This is a genomic window from Bacillus sp. FSL K6-0994, assembly GCF_038630815.1.
In the GTDB taxonomy this organism is placed as follows: domain Bacteria; phylum Bacillota; class Bacilli; order Bacillales; family Bacillaceae; genus Bacillus; species Bacillus safensis.
Genome location: NZ_CP152043.1, coordinates 2,170,300 through 2,186,750, shown reverse-complemented (window position 1 = coordinate 2,186,750; position 16,451 = coordinate 2,170,300). Strand labels below are relative to the sequence as shown.

General features: G+C 42.5%; 23 protein-coding genes. 21 read left to right on the top strand and 2 right to left on the bottom strand.

The annotated features are described in order from the left end of the window. The first annotated feature begins 94 nt into the window (after positions 1-94). The 3 genes from MHB69_RS11215 (at position 95) to MHB69_RS11205 (ending at position 2,431) form a co-directional block, all read left to right on the top strand. On the top strand, positions 95-931 hold the full coding sequence (locus MHB69_RS11215) for a biotin/lipoate A/B protein ligase family protein (RefSeq protein ID WP_065214638.1): 837 nt from the start codon (positions 95-97) through the stop codon (positions 929-931). Between the two features lie 85 nt (positions 932-1,016). Continuing rightward, positions 1,017-1,451 carry a transcriptional regulator MntR gene (gene mntR, locus MHB69_RS11210; protein ID WP_024422961.1) on the top strand — a complete coding sequence of 145 codons (435 nt, stop codon included), beginning with the start codon at positions 1,017-1,019 and terminating at the stop codon, positions 1,449-1,451. A gap of 104 nt (positions 1,452-1,555) precedes the next feature. Next, complete coding sequence (locus MHB69_RS11205; RefSeq protein WP_024422960.1) at positions 1,556-2,431, top strand: patatin-like phospholipase family protein; 876 nt, start codon at positions 1,556-1,558, stop codon at positions 2,429-2,431. Here the strand turns inward: MHB69_RS11205 and MHB69_RS11200 are convergent. Continuing rightward, the gene (locus MHB69_RS11200; protein ID WP_034280242.1) at positions 2,428-2,823 is read right to left on the bottom strand and encodes an SA1362 family protein; all 396 of its coding nucleotides are present in this window, start codon (positions 2,821-2,823) and stop codon (positions 2,428-2,430) included. The two genes, MHB69_RS11205 and MHB69_RS11200, sit on opposite strands and share 4 nt — an antisense overlap. Positions 2,824-2,861: 38 nt before the next feature. Continuing rightward, the gene (locus tag MHB69_RS11195) at positions 2,862-3,818 is read right to left on the bottom strand and encodes a DUF1385 domain-containing protein (protein WP_039179902.1); all 957 of its coding nucleotides are present in this window, start codon (positions 3,816-3,818) and stop codon (positions 2,862-2,864) included. 223 nt (positions 3,819-4,041) lie between these two features. On the opposite strand from MHB69_RS11195, the gene MHB69_RS11190 reads away from it, so the two are divergent. The 18 genes from MHB69_RS11190 to folD all read left to right on the top strand — a co-directional run bounded on the left by MHB69_RS11190 (position 4,042) and on the right by folD (position 16,445). After that, on the top strand, positions 4,042-4,569 hold the full coding sequence (locus MHB69_RS11190) for a YqhR family membrane protein (protein WP_034280245.1): 528 nt from the start codon (positions 4,042-4,044) through the stop codon (positions 4,567-4,569). A 108-nt stretch (positions 4,570-4,677) separates the two neighbouring features. Then, entirely contained in the window at positions 4,678-5,121 is a 444-nt protein-coding gene (aroQ, locus tag MHB69_RS11185) for a type II 3-dehydroquinate dehydratase (protein ID WP_034280247.1), read from the top strand. Next, complete coding sequence (locus MHB69_RS11180; protein WP_342495562.1) at positions 5,118-6,179, top strand: Xaa-Pro peptidase family protein; 1,062 nt, start codon at positions 5,118-5,120, stop codon at positions 6,177-6,179. The genes aroQ and MHB69_RS11180 overlap by 4 nt, the downstream gene beginning before the upstream one ends. Before the next feature lie 25 nt (positions 6,180-6,204). Continuing rightward, positions 6,205-6,762, top strand: a complete 558-nt coding sequence (efp, locus tag MHB69_RS11175; protein ID WP_007501192.1) for an elongation factor P — start codon at positions 6,205-6,207, stop codon at positions 6,760-6,762. Between the two features lie 170 nt (positions 6,763-6,932). Beyond that, positions 6,933-7,214 carry a YqhV family protein gene (locus MHB69_RS11170; RefSeq protein ID WP_024422953.1) on the top strand — a complete coding sequence of 94 codons (282 nt, stop codon included), beginning with the start codon at positions 6,933-6,935 and terminating at the stop codon, positions 7,212-7,214. A gap of 66 nt (positions 7,215-7,280) precedes the next feature. Next, positions 7,281-8,204 (top strand): stage III sporulation protein AA, encoded by a 924-nt coding sequence (spoIIIAA, locus tag MHB69_RS11165; RefSeq protein ID WP_342495561.1) that lies wholly within the window; start codon positions 7,281-7,283, stop codon positions 8,202-8,204. Further along, positions 8,198-8,713: a stage III sporulation protein SpoIIIAB gene (spoIIIAB, locus tag MHB69_RS11160; RefSeq protein WP_024428003.1), complete on the top strand. Its 516-nt coding sequence runs from the start codon at positions 8,198-8,200 to the stop codon at positions 8,711-8,713. Before spoIIIAA ends, spoIIIAB begins: the two co-directional genes overlap by 7 nt. 19 nt (positions 8,714-8,732) lie before the next feature. After that, entirely contained in the window at positions 8,733-8,939 is a 207-nt protein-coding gene (gene spoIIIAC, locus MHB69_RS11155) for a stage III sporulation protein AC (RefSeq protein ID WP_003153142.1), read from the top strand. Next, positions 8,936-9,349, top strand: coding sequence for a stage III sporulation protein AD (spoIIIAD, locus tag MHB69_RS11150; protein ID WP_087978339.1), 414 nt, complete (start codon positions 8,936-8,938; stop codon positions 9,347-9,349). The genes spoIIIAC and spoIIIAD overlap by 4 nt, the downstream gene beginning before the upstream one ends. Before the next feature lie 19 nt (positions 9,350-9,368). Then, the gene (gene spoIIIAE / locus MHB69_RS11145; RefSeq protein WP_061109344.1) at positions 9,369-10,562 is read left to right on the top strand and encodes a stage III sporulation protein AE; all 1,194 of its coding nucleotides are present in this window, start codon (positions 9,369-9,371) and stop codon (positions 10,560-10,562) included. Between the two features lie 14 nt (positions 10,563-10,576). Further along, a complete protein-coding gene (gene spoIIIAF / locus MHB69_RS11140) occupies positions 10,577-11,209 on the top strand; it encodes a stage III sporulation protein AF (RefSeq protein ID WP_034280256.1) in 633 nt (210 codons plus the stop codon). Beyond that, a complete protein-coding gene (spoIIIAG, locus tag MHB69_RS11135) occupies positions 11,202-11,873 on the top strand; it encodes a stage III sporulation protein AG (protein ID WP_034280258.1) in 672 nt (223 codons plus the stop codon). The genes spoIIIAF and spoIIIAG overlap by 8 nt, the downstream gene beginning before the upstream one ends. Next, on the top strand, positions 11,873-12,505 hold the full coding sequence (locus MHB69_RS11130) for a SpoIIIAH-like family protein (protein WP_034280770.1): 633 nt from the start codon (positions 11,873-11,875) through the stop codon (positions 12,503-12,505). Before spoIIIAG ends, MHB69_RS11130 begins: the two co-directional genes overlap by 1 nt. Positions 12,506-12,699: 194 nt before the next feature. Further along, positions 12,700-13,182 carry an acetyl-CoA carboxylase biotin carboxyl carrier protein gene (accB, locus tag MHB69_RS11125; RefSeq protein WP_034280261.1) on the top strand — a complete coding sequence of 161 codons (483 nt, stop codon included), beginning with the start codon at positions 12,700-12,702 and terminating at the stop codon, positions 13,180-13,182. Between the two features lie 11 nt (positions 13,183-13,193). Further along, positions 13,194-14,543, top strand: coding sequence for an acetyl-CoA carboxylase biotin carboxylase subunit (accC, locus tag MHB69_RS11120; RefSeq protein ID WP_024422945.1), 1,350 nt, complete (start codon positions 13,194-13,196; stop codon positions 14,541-14,543). A 25-nt stretch (positions 14,544-14,568) separates the two neighbouring features. Then, complete coding sequence (locus tag MHB69_RS11115) at positions 14,569-14,976, top strand: Asp23/Gls24 family envelope stress response protein (protein ID WP_034280262.1); 408 nt, start codon at positions 14,569-14,571, stop codon at positions 14,974-14,976. A 210-nt stretch (positions 14,977-15,186) separates the two neighbouring features. After that, positions 15,187-15,582, top strand: a complete 396-nt coding sequence (gene nusB / locus MHB69_RS11110; RefSeq protein WP_012010530.1) for a transcription antitermination factor NusB — start codon at positions 15,187-15,189, stop codon at positions 15,580-15,582. An 11-nt stretch (positions 15,583-15,593) separates the two neighbouring features. Further along, positions 15,594-16,445, top strand: a complete 852-nt coding sequence (gene folD, locus MHB69_RS11105; protein WP_024422943.1) for a bifunctional methylenetetrahydrofolate dehydrogenase/methenyltetrahydrofolate cyclohydrolase FolD — start codon at positions 15,594-15,596, stop codon at positions 16,443-16,445. Positions 16,446-16,451 lie beyond the last annotated feature (6 nt).

Genomic DNA, 16,451 nt, shown 5'->3' with positions numbered 1-16,451 from the left:
AATTCCGTCCCTATTTGATAGACTGATGAAGAGAGAAAACCGGTGGTCACCACCATCATCTAACATTGACTACGTAAAAGAGAAGGGATTTTATATGCAAAAAGAGAAATGGTGTTTCATTGATTCAGGAAACCAAGACCCTGCCTTTAACATGGCAATGGACGAAGCCTTGCTTTATTGGCATAGCGAGAAGCTCATCCCGCCTGTTATCCGCTTTTATGGATGGGATCCGGCGACATTATCTGTTGGGTATTTTCAGAACGTTGAAAAAGAAATCAACCTAGAAGCCGTCAAGCGATATGGTCTTGGATTTGTCCGCAGACCAACCGGAGGACGGGGAGTACTTCATGACCAGGAGCTGACCTACAGCGTGATTGTGTCAGAGGAACATCCAGAAATGCCAGCGACGGTGACAGAGGCGTACCGCGTTATTTCAGAAGGCATTTTAGAGGGCTTTAAAGAGCTGGGACTCGATGCGTATTTTGCCATTCCTCGTACAGATAAAGAAAAGGAAAGCTTAAAGAACCCAAGATCATCTGTATGCTTTGATGCCCCTTCTTGGTACGAGCTTGTTGTAGAAGGCAGAAAGGTAGCGGGCAGTGCTCAGACGAGACAAAAAGGTGTCATTCTCCAGCATGGATCTATTTTAATTGATCTTGATGAGGACAAATTGTTCGATTTGTTCCTTTATCCAAACGACCGGGTGAGAGAGCGGATGCAGCGAAGCTTTAAAAACAAAGCGGTTGCCATCAATGAAATCTCAGGCCGAACATGTACAATAGACGATGCGCGTGCTGCGTTTAAAAGAGGGTTTGAAAAAGGATTAAATATTGAGCTTGAACCTTATGAGCTGACAGATGAAGAATTAGCGTTTGTCCATCATCTCGCAAAAACGAAATATGCCTCAGATGATTGGAATTACAAGCGTTAAGCCGAAGGACACTCCTTGTTTTTTAATGAACGATGGTGTAGAATTGGGTTGATTATTAAGTAAAGGTGCATTATGGAGGGGTTTTATGACTACACCTAGTATGGAAGATTACATTGAACAAATTTATATGCTGATAGAAGATAAAGGATATGCCAGAGTCTCTGATATTGCAGAAGCACTCGCTGTCCATCCCTCCTCTGTAACAAAAATGGTTCAGAAGCTAGATAAAGATGAATACCTCATTTATGAGAAGTATCGTGGTCTAATTTTAACCCCGAAAGGCAAAAAAATTGGAAAACGTCTCGTATACAGACATGAACTGCTAGAGCAATTTTTAAGAATCATTGGTGTAGATGAAGAGAAAATTTATGATGATGTAGAAGGCATTGAACATCATCTCAGCTGGAACAGCATTGACCGCATCGGCGATCTCGTTCAATTTTTTGAAGAAAACGATGAGCGATCTGTTCAGCTGAAAGCGATTCAAAAGAAAAACGAACAAACAAATCAAGAATCTTAATCAAAAAGGACACCCTCAGCATGGGTGTCCTTTTTGATTAAAGTTCTAATTGAAAGCAAAAGCTCCTACACTATTATTAGCGTGAAATCAAAGGGGGCTCCTTGATGAAGATAGATGGTGTGTTCTCAGGTGGAGGCATTAAGGGGGCAGCGCTTGCAGGTGCCTATGAAGCGCTTGAAGCGAGAGGATTTCAATTTGTCCGTCTTGCTGGTACAAGTGCTGGAGCAATCATTGCTTCACTCATCGCAGCAGGTTTTACAAGCCAGGAAATTCGCACGCTTTTAGACGAAATGGATGAGCATCAATTGCTTGATAGGAGATGTCAATTCATCCCGTTTAAAATGCTCAGGTGGGTATCCATTTACTGGCGTCTCGGTCTTTATAAAGGAGACCGGCTGGAAAAATGGCTGACCGATGTGCTAAAACGAAAAGGGGTCACCGTGTTTGGAGACCTCAAAAAAGATTCGCTGAAAATCGTTGCGTCCGATTTAACGAATGGAAAAATCCTTGTGCTGCCAGACGACCTTCCTTCATACGGCTTAAATCCAGAGCGGTTTTCCGTTGCGAGGGCCATTCGAATGAGCTGCAGCCTGCCGTATTTTTTCGAACCTGTCAAACTGAAGTCTTCAAAAGGCATTTGTACCATTGTAGATGGAGGAGTGCTGAGCAATTTTCCAATTTGGCTGTTTGCTGAAGAGAAAAAAAGACCGTTCGTCGGTGTCACATTAACGCCAAACGAAAAAGAACGCCCTCAACACTCCATCCGCAATGCGTTTGAACTGTTTGGCGCTCTTTTTGAAACGATGCGTGGTGCTCATGACGAAAGACATATCGCCACAAAACACGAACGTCATATTATTTTTATTCCTGTAGAACACGTCATTGCCACTGATTTTCAACTCATGACAGAAAAGAAAAAGGCGCTCGTCGATCTAGGCAGACAGAAGGCCGAGCAATTTTTAAAAAGCTGGACATTTTAAAATAAGGCGCGATTCTTCTTTTTGTTTTTCTTGCCTTCAATCACAGTCAAATGTGTTTGGCTTTTCTTTTTGAGAAGGACGGGCTTAGACTTGTGGTCAGTCGGCACGCTTCGCAGATGAGTGACCCGATTTTTCATCTGGCTTTTCGTTTTTGGTTTAGGCTGCTGGTAGCGACGTTTTGATTGTTTGACTGCTTTACGATAAAGATTACCCTCTGTTCCAGTTCTTCGATTCATCAGCCATCTAAATAGGAAAAATAGAGCCGCTCCAACGATCACAACAGACAGCAGCATGGTAAAAAGTCTGCCTGGGTTCGTTGTGAGTAAGTACACAAACCCCAAAACACCTAAAGCGAAAATAATGGTAAAAGCAGGATGTACTCGGCGATTCATAACTGTCCACCTCCGAAGGAATTTACCGGATTTATAAGTTAGATCACTTGATGAGCAGAATCTGACGCTTGTTTCAGTGACGCTTCCTCTAAACGAAGAAGTTCATTAAAACTTGCAATGGCTACCTCGACTTGATCGTCAGAAGGTTCTTTTGTTGTGAGCAATTGCAGCCAAAGGCCAGGATAGCCAAGCACTTTAAGCACAGGCACTTCTCGGAGTTTGTTCGTGAGCTGAAGCACTTCAAATGAAATGCCCAGAACAACCGGAATAAGTGCCAAGCGGTTCAGAACTCTCACCCATAAAGGATCTGTCGGTACGAGTAAATAGACGAACATCCCGACAATGACAGTGAATAAAATAAAGCTGCTGCCGCATCGATAATGCAGGCGGGATTGCTTTTGGACATTTTCCACTGTGATGTCAAGGTTCTGTTCATAGCAGTTTATGACTTTATGTTCTGCCCCATGATATTGAAATACTCTTTTAATTAAAGGGGTCATGGAAATAAAGTAAATATAGCCTAATAAAAGGACCAATTTGAAGAATGTTTCCACTGCGATTTGTGCGAAATTCCCTGAAAAGATGGGGCGCACAAGCTCTGCTAAAAAGACAGGTACCAGGGTAAAGACAAATTTACTAAAGAGTAGAGAGAGAACTCCGATCACAGCAATGCCGAAGATCATGGATAATTTCGAGCCTTTTTGTTCTTTTTCAAGAGTATGATCTTCAGAAGGATCTAAGTCATATCGCTCACTGGAGAAGTTTAAGTGCTTACTGCCGTTTGCGCTTGCTTCAACAAGTGCAGCAACACCCCTGACAAAGGGGATTTTCTTGAGAAAGGCGGTTCGTTTATTGGAGGTCCGGGGAAGCTTCAAAAACTCAATGGACTGGTCCTTTCGCCGAATCGCTGTCACATAGTTCTTCTTACCACCGAACATGACACCTTCGACAACTGCCTGCCCTCCATAAGCTGGAGGTTTTGTTTGATTGGACATATTTCATCAACCTGCCTGTTTCCTGTAATTTACATGCATTTCCTTATACCTTTATTGTACAGGAAATGAGGGGAAATCACTAGCTCACAGGTCGATTATCTACTAGAATTCTATCTACCTCTTTTTAGCCAGTATACCCTGTTTTAAAAATTTTACACTCACGCATGGAAATCCTTTTTTTTCATGACATTTTGGACATACTACTTGCTGGAGGTGTTCACAAATGAAACGTGATGAAAAGAAAAACCAAGAAGAAAAAAATCAGTCCGTGCAAACGACATCACTTGTGGCAAGAGCGGCTGCTACAGGCTTTGTCGGCGGTGTTTTTTGGGGCTTTATCGGGTTTCTGACCCATGTGTTTCATTTTTCAGAGGTGAGTCCCAATATGCTGCTTCAGCCATTTGTACTTGGAGAATGGAAAAAGGGAGGACTTGGTACTTTTATCAGTATTGTGCTGTTAGGAATTTTATCGATTGGAGCCGCCTTTATTTATTTTGGGCTTTTAAAAAGGATCAAAGGCTTTTGGATGGGTTTAGTATATGGCGGGCTTTTATGGCTGCTCGTTTTTTACGTATTTAATCCCATTTTCCCAGATGTAAAGCAAGTACAAGAGTTGCAGCAAAGCACCATTGTCACGACATTTTGCCTATATATTTTATACGGCATGTTTGTCGGGTACAGCATTTCGTTTGAATATAATGAATTGACGAGTCAGAAGCTTGCGAGGGCACTCGGGAAAAAGACAGAATAAAGTGTAAATCACCTATTCATATGATAAAATATTTTTGGAAACGAAAGGTTTCTAAGGAAAAAGAAACAGATCTTGATATAGATTGAATTAGGGTGAAGGAGTGGTCATATGCCTCATTTTCTTGTACTAAATGGACCCAATTTAAATAGGCTTGGCAAAAGAGAGCCTGCTGTTTATGGAAGTAAGACGCTGACAGATTTAGAGACGGATTTGTTCCAGTTTGCAGAACGAGCAAACATCCAATTAACGTTCTTTCAATCAAATCACGAAGGGGATTTGATTGATGCGCTCCATGAAGCAGAAGATCAGTACGATGGTGTCGTGTTTAACCCGGGTGCATTTACCCACTACAGCTATGCGCTGAGAGATGCCATTGCAAGTATTTCTTTATCAGTCATTGAAGTACATATCTCAAATGTTCATAAGAGAGAGGAATTCCGTCATCATTCTGTACTTGCTCCAGTATGCCAAGGGCAAATCGTTGGGCTTGGCTTAGAAGGGTATAAATTGGCGATTCGTTATTTAGTCAGTGAAGGGGGAGCAGTATCATGAAACTTGAAAAACTAAGAACACTTTTAAGTGAATTAGAGATCGATGGCCTTGTCATTACAAGCAGTTTTAATTTACAATATATGACCAGCTTTACCGGATCAGCCGGTCTTGCTGTCGTTTCAAAGGACCGGGCAGCTTTTATCACGGACTTCCGCTATACAGAGCAAGCGAAGGATCAAGTCAAAGGCTATGACATCATTGAACATAAAGGAAACATTGTGGAAACGGCTGCTCAAACGGCAAAGGAATTTGGAGTGAAACGCCTTGGGTTCGAACAAAACCATATGACATTTGCCACGTACCAGCAGTACGCAGCCAAAGCAGGCGGTATAGAGCTTGTTCCAGTCTCTGAATCAGTTGAAAAGTTGCGCTTGATTAAGTCTAGTGAAGAGATTAAGATATTAGAGGAAGCTGCGAAGATTGCAGATCACGCCTTTGATCATATTCTCACTTACATCAAGCCGGGCCTGACGGAAATTGCTGTCATGAACGAGCTTGAATTTTTCATGAGAAAAGAAGGTGCTGAAGGATCTTCATTCGATATGATAGTAGCCTCAGGTGTTCGTTCAAGCCTGCCTCACGGAAGAGCGAGTGAAAAGGTGATTGAATCTGGTGATTTAGTGACACTCGATTTCGGTGCTTACTATAAAGGCTATTGTTCTGATATGACAAGAACGATTGCAGTCGGAACACCAAGCGACAAGCTAAAGGAAATTTATCATATCGTATTAGAAGCAGAAAACGTTGGTGTGGATAGAATCAAGCCAGGCTTAACAGGAAAAGAAGCTGATCGCATCACACGAGACATCATTGAAAAGTATGGCTATGGTCAATACTTCGGGCATTCAACCGGGCACGGGCTAGGTATGGAAGTACATGAAGCGCCAGGCCTTTCCTCACGATCAGAGGTCGTCTTAGAAGAGGGAATGGTCGTCACAGTTGAGCCGGGGATTTACTTGCCAGATGTCGGCGGCGTGAGAATTGAGGATGATATTGTCCTGACAGCTGACGGCAATAAACGATTGACCCACTCACCGAAAGAACTTATCATATTATGATGGTGAAATGTAGGAGGATGACAAAATGATTTCAGTAAACGATTTTCGTACTGGCCTGACAATTGAAGTGGACGGCGGTATTTGGAGAGTAGTGGATTTTCAGCACGTAAAACCAGGGAAAGGCGCAGCGTTTGTTCGTTCGAAACTGCGTAACCTGCGTACAGGTGCCATTCAAGAAAAAACATTCCGCGCAGGCGAAAAAGTAGCGAAAGCACAAATCGAAACAAAAACAATGCAATACTTGTATGCAAATGGCGATCAGCACGTCTTCATGGATACAAGTTCTTATGAACAGCTTGAACTAAGTGAAGCACAAATTAAAGATGAGCTGAAATATTTGCTTGAAAATATGTCTGTTCAAATCGTGATGTACGGTGATGAAACACTTGGAGTAGAACTTCCAAACACAGTAGAACTAGAAGTAGTAGAAACAGAGCCTGGTATTAAAGGTGACACAACATCAGGCGGCTCAAAACCTGCAAAAACTGAAACTGGTTTAATCGTCAACGTTCCTTTCTTTGTGAACCAAGGAGATAAACTAGTGATTAATACATCTGACGGCTCATACGTTTCAAGAGCGTAATGAACGAAAAAAGACTGTAAACCTCGTGTTTACAGTCTTTTTTTATTGGAAAAATGACTCCTCAAGACAGGCCTTCTCTCAATTCTCTCATTCATCTCTCTTCCTTCCTGAAAAACAAGACTACTTCCAGCTGGTCAAGCATATAGTGTAAAAAAAGCTGGAGGTTCTATATGAAACAATTTCTCCCAGGTCTACACCCGTCAGTCGCTGCAATGGCAGGCATGAGATTCTTATCCGCCGCCATTGAACTGACGGCAGCCATCCTTATTTTAATCACAAATGATGTACGGAAAGCGGTAGTCATCAATAGTATATTGGCAATCATCGGGCCGCTCATTTTTATTATCACGATGACGATTGGAATCTATCAAATTGCCGGGCAGCTATCCTATGCAAAGCTCGTGTTCATTTTCATTGGTGTCGTGTTTATTCTTGTTGGGATCTATAAGTGAAACGGCTTGGCATAATTAACGGCTCACATCATACATTTTAGAGAAGAAAAAAAGGAGGGGAATTCGTTGCGGAGTTTGTTGGATATTCTCCCGCACTCGATTGGACAAGAACTCAGGCTGCTGAAAGAGGCAGAATGGGCGCAAATAGAAGAAATCCGCATTCGCACGGATCGTCCTATCGAATTGATGCAGGGAGGAAAACCACGTTTCCTTTCTTATCACACCACCTGGGAAGATGCGTCTCAGCTATTAGGCAGGCTGAGCAATTACAGCATGTACACACTTGAGGAAGAGCTAAAACAGGGCTATATCACCATATCTGGCGGACACCGGGTGGGACTTGCAGGAAAGGTGATCGTTGAAAACGGATTCGTCAAAGGGTTAAGAGATATCTCTTCATTTAATATCCGCATTGCCAAAGAAAAAATCGGAATTGCGCTTCCTTTTCTTCCTTATTTATATGAAGAGCACTGGCACAATACACTCATCATCGGTCCCCCGCAAACGGGGAAAACCACACTGCTCCGGGATATAGCACGTCTTGCTAGTACCGGCACAAAGACAATCCCTCCTAGAAAAACAGGCATTATTGATGAGCGTTCTGAAATCGCTGGATGTATCAGAGGGGTGCCGCAGCACCATTTTGGCCACCGGATTGATGTACTCGATGCGTGTCCAAAGGCTGAAGGGTTGATGATGATGATTCGGTCTATGAGCCCAGAGGTCATGATTGTCGATGAAATCGGAAAAAGTGAGGATGTAGAGGCACTTTTAGAAGCGATTCATGCCGGAGTCAGCATCATCGTCTCAGCTCATGGCTATTCACTTGAAGATGTATATAAACGACCTTCATTTAAACCGTTATGGGAGCTTCGTGTGTTTGAACGATATGTTGAATTAAATCGAAACAATGGGCCTGGCACGATCGGGCGGATGTACGCCGGGGACGGCAAAGAGATGAAATGGAGGCGGGGAGTGGACGTATGTTAAAGCTCATTGGCGCTATTTTCATTGTCGCGGCCACGACATGGGGAGGATTCGAGTTTGCCAAACGATATAGCGACAGACCTAAACAAATTCGGCAGCTGCGGTTTGCTCTCCAGTCTCTTGAAGCTGAAATTATGTATGGTCAAACCCCTTTAGCACGGGCGGCAGAGCAAATTGCAGCGCAGGTAGGTCCACCTGTGAATCAGCTGTTTGAACAATTTGCAGAAAAGCTGAAAGTGGGGACCTTTTCTGCACGTCATGCGTGGAACGAAAGTCTTGAGGATGTTTGGAAAAAAACCGTATTGAAAAAAGGCGAATATGAGGCGCTGAAACACTTTGGAGAAACACTTGGCCAGCATGATGTCACTTCTCAGCAAAAGTATATCAAGCTTGCTTTAGGTCATTTGGAATCAGAGGAGAAAGAAGCTGAAATCGCCCAAGCGAAAAATGAAAAAATGGTCAGAAGCCTCGGATTTTTAAGCGGATTACTACTGATTCTTTTATTGATGTGAGAGGAAGGGAGTCGAGAGCATGGGCGTTGATGTAAACGTCATTTTTCAAATTGCCGGAGTAGGCATCGTCGTGGCCTTTCTCCATACGATTTTAGACCAAATGGGGAAGAAAGAGTACGCTCAATGGGTGACGCTGCTTGGGTTTATCTACATTTTGTTTATGGTGGCAACCATTGTAGACGATTTGTTTAAAAAGATTAAAGCCGTATTTCTATTTCAAGGATAGGGGAGGGCTTACAAATCGAAATCATACAAATTGTTGGACTTGGTTTAATCGCTACTTTTTTAGCATTAATCGTCAAAGAACAAAAGCCAACCTTCGCCTTTATGCTTGTTGTGTTTACCGGATGTGTGATTTTTCTTTATTTAATTGATCAAATCTATGCCATTATCTCGATGATTGAAAAAATTGCAGCAAGTGCGGGCGTCAATATGAAGTATGTTGAAACCATATTGAAGATTATTGGCATTGCCTATATTGCGGAATTTGGCGCTCAGCTGACAAAGGATGCTGGACAAGGCGCCATTGCATCCAAAATAGAGCTAGGCGGCAAGATCCTCATCTTGGTGATGGCAGTCCCGATTTTAACTGTCATCATTGAGACGATCTTAGGAATGATCCCGTCCATGACGTAAATGAAAAGAGGTGATGACAATGAAGCAGGTGACCGCTGTAATGGGATTGATGCTTTTCTTTTGGCTGATTGCTCCGCATGCAGGAGCAGAAGAAAAAGAACCTTTATCTAATGAACAGCCAGCAGCACAGGAAGTGGCGAATGGACAGGCTGATGCACTTGAGCTTCATTCCATCAGTGACTTTTGGGAAACCATTTTGGACGAGTATGGCGGCTTTTTGCCAGAAAGCCAAAAGGGCACAGTGAAGGAAATGATTGACGGCGATAAAGAGCTGTCTCCCCAAACATGGCTGAAAGCCTTTGTACATTATCTGTTTCACGAGGTCATTGCAAACGGAAAGCTCCTAGGTACTCTGATTTTACTCACCATCTTTTGTTCGCTTTTGCAGCTTTTACAAAATGCCTTTGAACAAAGCACCGTCAGCAAAGTCGCATATGCTCTTGTTTATATGGTGCTGATTATTATTGCACTAAACAGCTTTCATGTGGCGATTTCTTATGCCACAGAAGCCATTCAAACGATGACCAGTTTTATTCTTGCTCTTATTCCTCTTTTACTAGCGCTTATTGCTTCATCAGGCGGGCTTGTCTCAGCCGGATTCTTTCATCCCGTTATTTTATTTTTAATGAACACGAGCGGTGTTTTCATTCAGTATGTCGTTCTCCCGCTGATCTTTTTATCTGCAATATTGAGCATTATCAGTACGCTGACCGAACAATACAAGGTCACCCAGCTTGCCCAGCTGTTAAGAAATGTGGCAATTGGCGGGCTTGCCGTTTTTTTAACCGTTTTTCTCGGCGTCATTTCCGTTCAGGGTGCATCTGCGGCCGTTACGGATGGAATCGCTCTTCGTACAGCCAAATTCATTACCGGAAACTTCATCCCTGTCCTAGGCAGAATGTTTACAGATGCGACCGATACCGTGATCAGCGCCTCTGTTTTACTCAAAAATACAGTCGGACTAGTTGGAGTTGCCATTTTGATTTCAATTGCCGCTTTCCCGGCGATTAAAGTACTTTCGTTAGCCCTTATCTATAAGCTTGCTGCTGCCATCCTTCAGCCGTTAGGAGGCGGACCCATCATCAGCTGTCTTGATGTCATTTCAAAAAGTGTGCTGTATATATTTGCCGCACTTGCTGTTGTGTCGCTCATGTTCTTTTTAAGCATTACCGTCATCATTACTGCGGGTAACCTGACCATGATGATGAAGTAAGGAGGGGACACCTTTTGAGTTTTCTCACGGAATGGATCACAAGTATTATTCTCTTTATCTTATTTGCGATTGTTATTGATCTTCTGCTTCCCAATTCGAGCATGCAAAAGTATGCAAAAATGGTCGTCAGCCTGCTGCTCATCGTGGTCATGCTCAATCCGATTTTTGCTTTATTTCGAGCAGATCCTGATCAAATTTTTTCAGAATTGATGAAAGGGAAGGAAGAAGCGCAGTCAGAAGAAATAAAAAATCAGATGAATTTAGAAAAAAAAGAAATACAAGCCTCTCAGCGTGCATATATTTTAAAGCAAATGGCTGTCCAACTAGAAAAAAGCGCAAAGGAGCCACTGGAGAAGGAGAGCTATGAAATGAAACACGTAGAAGTGCTGGCTGATGAGGAGCATCTGGATCAGAATATGGAGGCGGATCAATTTCGCATCAAAGCAGTTCTTTCCCCGCTCACAGGTGATGCTGTAGAAACGGTGGCAAAGGTGGACATTGATCTCTCCAAGCAAAAGGAGGAAAGCGCTGGATCTTCTAGCAAAGAGATCACGAGGGTGAAAGAGACACTTGCTGATGTTTGGAATACGAGTCCTGAGCACATCGCGCTGAACATTGAGGGAGGTGACGCAGCAGATCATGAATAACAAGGACTGGAAACAAAAGCTGAAATCATTCTTCCAGCCGCCTGAAAAAGGTGAAGGGAAACCCAAATTAACGAAGCACCATTACTTGCTGCTTGTATTCATTATCGGCGTATCTTTCATGTTAGTCAGTCAGATCTTGTCACCGCCATCAAGCAAACAACAAGCTGCGGTTCCTGCTTCTAAAAAAACATCCTCAGAAGAGCAGGAGGTATTCAAACCGGCGTCCTCAGGTAAACCAAAGAATTCAATTGAGGACGTGGAGCGAGAATACGAAAATCAGCTGAAAGAAATTTTAGAGACCATTATCGGCGTTGAGGATGTATCAATCGTGGTCAATGTAGATGCAACGTCTTTAAAAGTGTTTGAAAAAAACAAATCCAATAAAAGTACAACGACCGAGGAAACAGATAAAGAAGGCGGCGTGCGAAGTGTCACCGATCAAACAAAGGAAGAAGAAGTCGTCATCATTAAAAATGGCAATGAAGAAACACCAGTCGTTGTTCAAACGAAAAAACCAGAAATCCGAGGTGTCCTCGTTGTTGCTCAAGGAGTAGACAACGTTCAAATAAAGAAAACCATCATTGAAGCGGTTACACGAGTGCTTGATGTACCGAGCCATAGAGTGGCTGTTGCCCCTAAAAAAATCAAGGAGGATTCGGAATGATGTTAAAAAAACAAACGGTTTGGCTATTAACGATGCTAAGTTTAGTTGTCGTATTAAGTGTGTACTATATCATGTCTCCACAGGGTGAAAATGCAGTGACAGTAGAAGATACGAAATCAAAAGGCACTGAAGAGAAAAAGGTTGAAACAGAAAAAGGGACGGATAAAGGAACGGAAAAAGGTGCTGATAAGAAATCCACTGACAAAGAAACAAACGGCAAACAAGAGGATATCGAAACAAGCGGTGAAGAAGGAAAGGCTGTGTCAGAGCAAACAGACGATGAGCTTTTTACAACATACAGACTAGAGCTTGAAGATAAACGAAGCAAGCAGCGCGAAGAATACAACGAAATTGTCTCCAGTGACGATGCAACAGCCCAAGAAAAAAGTGAAGCATACGATCAAATGACAGCGCTCAGTGAAGCAGAAGGAACTGAGCGTCAGCTTGAGACCTTGATCAAAACAAAAGGCTATAAAGACGCGCTCGTAAGTGCTGAAGGAGATAAAGTGAGTATCACGGTTCGTTCTGATAAAAAATCAAAATCTCAAGCGGCCGATATTATTGATATGGTCACAAAAGAAATGAGAGGTCTTGATAACGTAGCTGTCACTTTTGAGCCCACTAATCAATAAAAAAGAACTGGCGCCCTTTGCGGAAAAGGGCGTTTTTTGATGCGGCTTGACGCCCTCTCCAAGGTGCTTTCGCGAGGCGCTTCGCCACAATAGTAGTTGAATTCATCGAAATCCTCCTGTAAGATGGTTATAGTATGTACTTTTAGTACTAGCCTATAATAAAAAGATAAATCCATACATAGGGGTGCAAATCCATGTTAAAAATCGAAGAAATTCATGAACTGATTAAATTAATTGACGACTCTACTATCGATGAGTTTACGTACGAAAACGAAGGTGCAAAAATCAAACTGAAGAAAAATAAAGAAGTCGTTCAGCAAGTTGCGGCACAAGCACCAGTGGCTCCTGTCCAAGCAGCTCCAGCTCAACAAGCTCCTACAGCACAAGCTCCAGCTCAGACCGAAGCCCCTGCACAAGAGGCAGCTGCGTCTGAAAATCTGCATAAAATCACATCCCCAATGGTTGGCACATTTTATGCTTCCTCTTCACCAGAAGCAGATCCATACGTGACAACAGGTTCCAAGGTGAAGGAAAACACTGTTGTATGTATCGTGGAAGCGATGAAACTGTTTAATGAAATCGAAGCAGAAGTAAAAGGTGAAATCGTCGAAGTATTAGCTGAAAACGGTCAGCTTGTAGAATTCGGACAACCCCTCTTTCTAGTGAAAGCAGAGTAAGGAGTACGATCATGATTAAAAAGCTATTAATTGCAAACAGAGGAGAAATCGCAGTTAGAATTATCCGCGCTTGTAAAGAGCTTGGAATTGAAACTGTTGCGGTATTTTCTGAAGCGGATCGTGATGCGCTGCATGTACAAATGGCTGATGAAGCATATTGCATCGGACCGACTGCTTCTAAAGATAGTTATTTAAATGTCACAAATATTGTCAGCGTAGCAAAATTAACAGGAACAGATGCCATCCATCCAGGATACGGCTTTTTAGCAGAAAATGCAGACTTTGCAGAGCTTTGCGAGGAATGTAATGTGATCTTTGTTGGACCAACTGCGTCAGCGATTTCCAAAATGGGAACGAAAGATGTCGCGCGAGAAACAATGAAGAATGCAGGCGTTCCGATCGTCCCTGGTTCTCAAGGAATTGTAAAAGATCTTGATGATGCTGTTTCAACAGCAGCTAGTATTGGGTATCCTGTGATTATTAAAGCAACTGCAGGCGGAGGCGGTAAAGGAATCCGCGTGGCTCGTACAGAAGAAGAGCTTATTAACGGAGTCACCATCACGCAGCAGGAAGCGGCGCAAAACTTTGGGAACCCTGGTGTCTATTTAGAAAAGTTCATTGAAGACTTTAGACATGTGGAAATTCAAGTGCTTGCAGATCAGCATGGCAATACGATTCATTTAGGAGAGCGTGATTGCTCGATCCAAAGAAGAATGCAAAAGCTTCTTGAAGAAACGCCATCACCAGCACTAAATGCAGACATCCGTGAGCAAATGGGTGAAGCAGCCGTAAAAGCAGCAGAAGCTGTTGAATATACAGGTGCTGGAACAGTCGAATTCATTTATGATTATAATGAAGAGAAGTTCTACTTCATGGAAATGAATACTCGTATTCAAGTAGAGCATCCTGTGACAGAAATGGTCACAGGTGTAGACTTGATCAAAGAACAGATCAAGGTTGCATCAGGTGAGAAGCTTTCACTTACACAAGAAGATGTCGTATATGAAGGCTGGGCGATCGAATGCCGCATCAATGCAGAGAACCCAGAGAAAAACTTCATGCCTTCAGCTGGAGAAATTAAAATGTATCTTCCGCCAGGCGGTTTAGGTGTACGAGTTGATTCTGCCGCTTATCCGGGCTATGTGATTCCGCCATATTATGACAGCATGATTGCAAAAGTGATCACATATGGTAAGACAAGAGAAGAAGCGATTGCAAAAATGAAACGGGCGCTTCAAGAATTCGTCATTGAAGGAGTCTACACAACGATTCCATTCCACCTTAGATTGCTCGAGCATGAAACATTTGTGAGCGGTAACTTTAATACGAAGTTTTTAGAAACATACCAAATCATGAAATAATCACAGCTTTCGGAGGTGAATGATCGTGTCAGAAAACAATTTGCTTGAAATGAACCTTGATGAAGATCAATTGGGAAAAGTGCAAATTGCACCAGAAGTGATTGAAGTCATTGCTGGGATCGCCGCTTCAGAAGTCGAAGGAATTGCCGAAATGCGCGGCAATTTCGCTGCTGATGTAGCAGAACGCTTTGGTAAGAAAAATCACCGTAAAGGTGTAAAAGTAGATGTCTCTGATGAAGGCATCACAATCGATGTGTATTGTGTGGTTGAATTTGGCCTATCCATTCCAAAGGTATCCACTGCTGTACAAGAAAATATCCGTCAAACCCTTTTGAACATGACTGCCTTAACAATTAATGAAATTAACATTCATGTCGTTGGCATTCAATTTGATACAAAAGCACCTGAGGCTGAAGTAGATCAAGAAATGTAAAAAAGGGTTCAAGTGAAACCAAGGAGGCATTGCCTCTTTGGTTTTTTAAAGCCCATTTTTGAGTAATTTCCGAATATTGATAACGTCACACGTTGTTTGATTCGTTTTTCGTCACAGCTCGCATGGATCTTGGTGCGACCACGGTCAAAATATGTTATGATCTCTGTATGGCTTAACGACAAGCGGATAAAGTGGTTAAAGGAGTAAATAATGAAAAGAAGAACTGCAAGAGAAAAGGCGCTACAAACATTATTTCAAATTGATGTGAGCAATATTGATCCGAAAGAGGCCATTACACATGCGCTGGATGAACAAGAATCAGATCCTTTTTTCGAGGAACTGGTTTTCGGTGTGCTTGAACAAAAGGACAAGCTTGATGACATGATCTCACAGCATCTAGTGAATTGGAAACTCGACCGTATTGCAAACGTAGACAGAGCCATTTTAAGGCTGTCTGTGTACGAGATGGTGTATCAAGAAGACATCCCAGTTAGTGTCTCAATGAATGAAGCGATTGAACTCGCCAAATTATTCGGCGATGATAAAGCACCGAAATTTGTAAATGGTGTACTTTCGAACATTAAAAACGACCTAAAGCAGCAATAGGAGGATTCGACATGACAGCAACAATCATCGATGGGAAAGAAACAGCAAAAGAAAAACGTGAACAATTAGCAAAAGAAGTAGAAGAGCTAAAACAAAAAGGAGTCACACCTGGTCTTGCCGTTATTCTAATCGGTGATGATCCGGCCTCACTTTCTTACGTACGCGGGAAGAAAAAAGCAGCAGAAGCAATGGGCATGCACTTTCAGCTTGATCATTTAGATGCTTCTTTAACAGAAGAAGAATTGCTTCAGCTGATTGATCAGTACAATGCGAACGATCAATTCCACGGGATTCTTGTTCAACTTCCACTGCCAAAACATATTTCTGAAAAAGCCGTCATTGAACGTATTTCACCTGAGAAAGATGTAGATGGTTTCCATCCATTAAATATCGGGAAAATGCTGCTTGGAGAAGATACATTCCTACCTTGTACACCAGCAGGCATTGTTGAATTACTGAACAAAACGGGTGTCAGTCTTTCTGGAAAAGAAGTGGTTGTTGTAGGGCGCAGCAATATTGTCGGCAAACCAGTTGGACAATTGCTGTTAAACGAAAATGCAACGGTTACTTACTGCCATTCAAGAACGGCGAATATTTCAGAACATACGTTAAAAGCGGACATTTTAGTTGTTGCCGTCGGTCGAGCAAACTTTATTAAAGCTGACCAAATCAAAGAAGGCGCAATTGTCATCGATGTAGGAGTCAATCGTTTAGATACTGGGAAGCTTGTTGGGGATGTTGATTTTGAAGAAGCGAAAGAAAAAGCTTCTTATATCACACCAGTCCCTGGCGGAGTCGGTCCAATGACGATTACCATGCTTGCACACAATACGGTTAAATCAGCAAAACGTACATTAGCATAAGCTTTA

Excerpts from the sequence above, each read along its gene's own strand:
- MHB69_RS11215 (WP_065214638.1), top strand. The coding sequence starts at position 95 with ATGCAAAAAGAGAAATGGTGTTTCATTGATTCAGGAAACCAAGACCCT.
- mntR (WP_024422961.1), top strand. The coding sequence starts at position 1,017 with ATGACTACACCTAGTATGGAAGATTACATTGAACAAATTTATATGCTG.
- MHB69_RS11205 (WP_024422960.1), top strand. The coding sequence starts at position 1,556 with ATGAAGATAGATGGTGTGTTCTCAGGTGGAGGCATTAAGGGGGCAGCG.
- MHB69_RS11200 (WP_034280242.1), bottom strand. The coding sequence starts at position 2,823 with ATGAATCGCCGAGTACATCCTGCTTTTACCATTATTTTCGCTTTAGGT.
- MHB69_RS11195 (WP_039179902.1), bottom strand. The coding sequence starts at position 3,818 with ATGTCCAATCAAACAAAACCTCCAGCTTATGGAGGGCAGGCAGTTGTC.
- MHB69_RS11190 (WP_034280245.1), top strand. The coding sequence starts at position 4,042 with ATGAAACGTGATGAAAAGAAAAACCAAGAAGAAAAAAATCAGTCCGTG.
- aroQ (WP_034280247.1), top strand. The coding sequence starts at position 4,678 with ATGCCTCATTTTCTTGTACTAAATGGACCCAATTTAAATAGGCTTGGC.
- MHB69_RS11180 (WP_342495562.1), top strand. The coding sequence starts at position 5,118 with ATGAAACTTGAAAAACTAAGAACACTTTTAAGTGAATTAGAGATCGAT.
- efp (WP_007501192.1), top strand. The coding sequence starts at position 6,205 with ATGATTTCAGTAAACGATTTTCGTACTGGCCTGACAATTGAAGTGGAC.
- MHB69_RS11170 (WP_024422953.1), top strand. The coding sequence starts at position 6,933 with ATGAAACAATTTCTCCCAGGTCTACACCCGTCAGTCGCTGCAATGGCA.
- spoIIIAB (WP_024428003.1), top strand. The coding sequence starts at position 8,198 with ATGTTAAAGCTCATTGGCGCTATTTTCATTGTCGCGGCCACGACATGG.
- spoIIIAC (WP_003153142.1), top strand. The coding sequence starts at position 8,733 with ATGGGCGTTGATGTAAACGTCATTTTTCAAATTGCCGGAGTAGGCATC.
- spoIIIAE (WP_061109344.1), top strand. The coding sequence starts at position 9,369 with ATGAAGCAGGTGACCGCTGTAATGGGATTGATGCTTTTCTTTTGGCTG.
- spoIIIAG (WP_034280258.1), top strand. The coding sequence starts at position 11,202 with ATGAATAACAAGGACTGGAAACAAAAGCTGAAATCATTCTTCCAGCCG.
- MHB69_RS11130 (WP_034280770.1), top strand. The coding sequence starts at position 11,873 with ATGTTAAAAAAACAAACGGTTTGGCTATTAACGATGCTAAGTTTAGTT.
- accB (WP_034280261.1), top strand. The coding sequence starts at position 12,700 with ATGTTAAAAATCGAAGAAATTCATGAACTGATTAAATTAATTGACGAC.
- accC (WP_024422945.1), top strand. The coding sequence starts at position 13,194 with ATGATTAAAAAGCTATTAATTGCAAACAGAGGAGAAATCGCAGTTAGA.
- nusB (WP_012010530.1), top strand. The coding sequence starts at position 15,187 with ATGAAAAGAAGAACTGCAAGAGAAAAGGCGCTACAAACATTATTTCAA.
- folD (WP_024422943.1), top strand. The coding sequence starts at position 15,594 with ATGACAGCAACAATCATCGATGGGAAAGAAACAGCAAAAGAAAAACGT.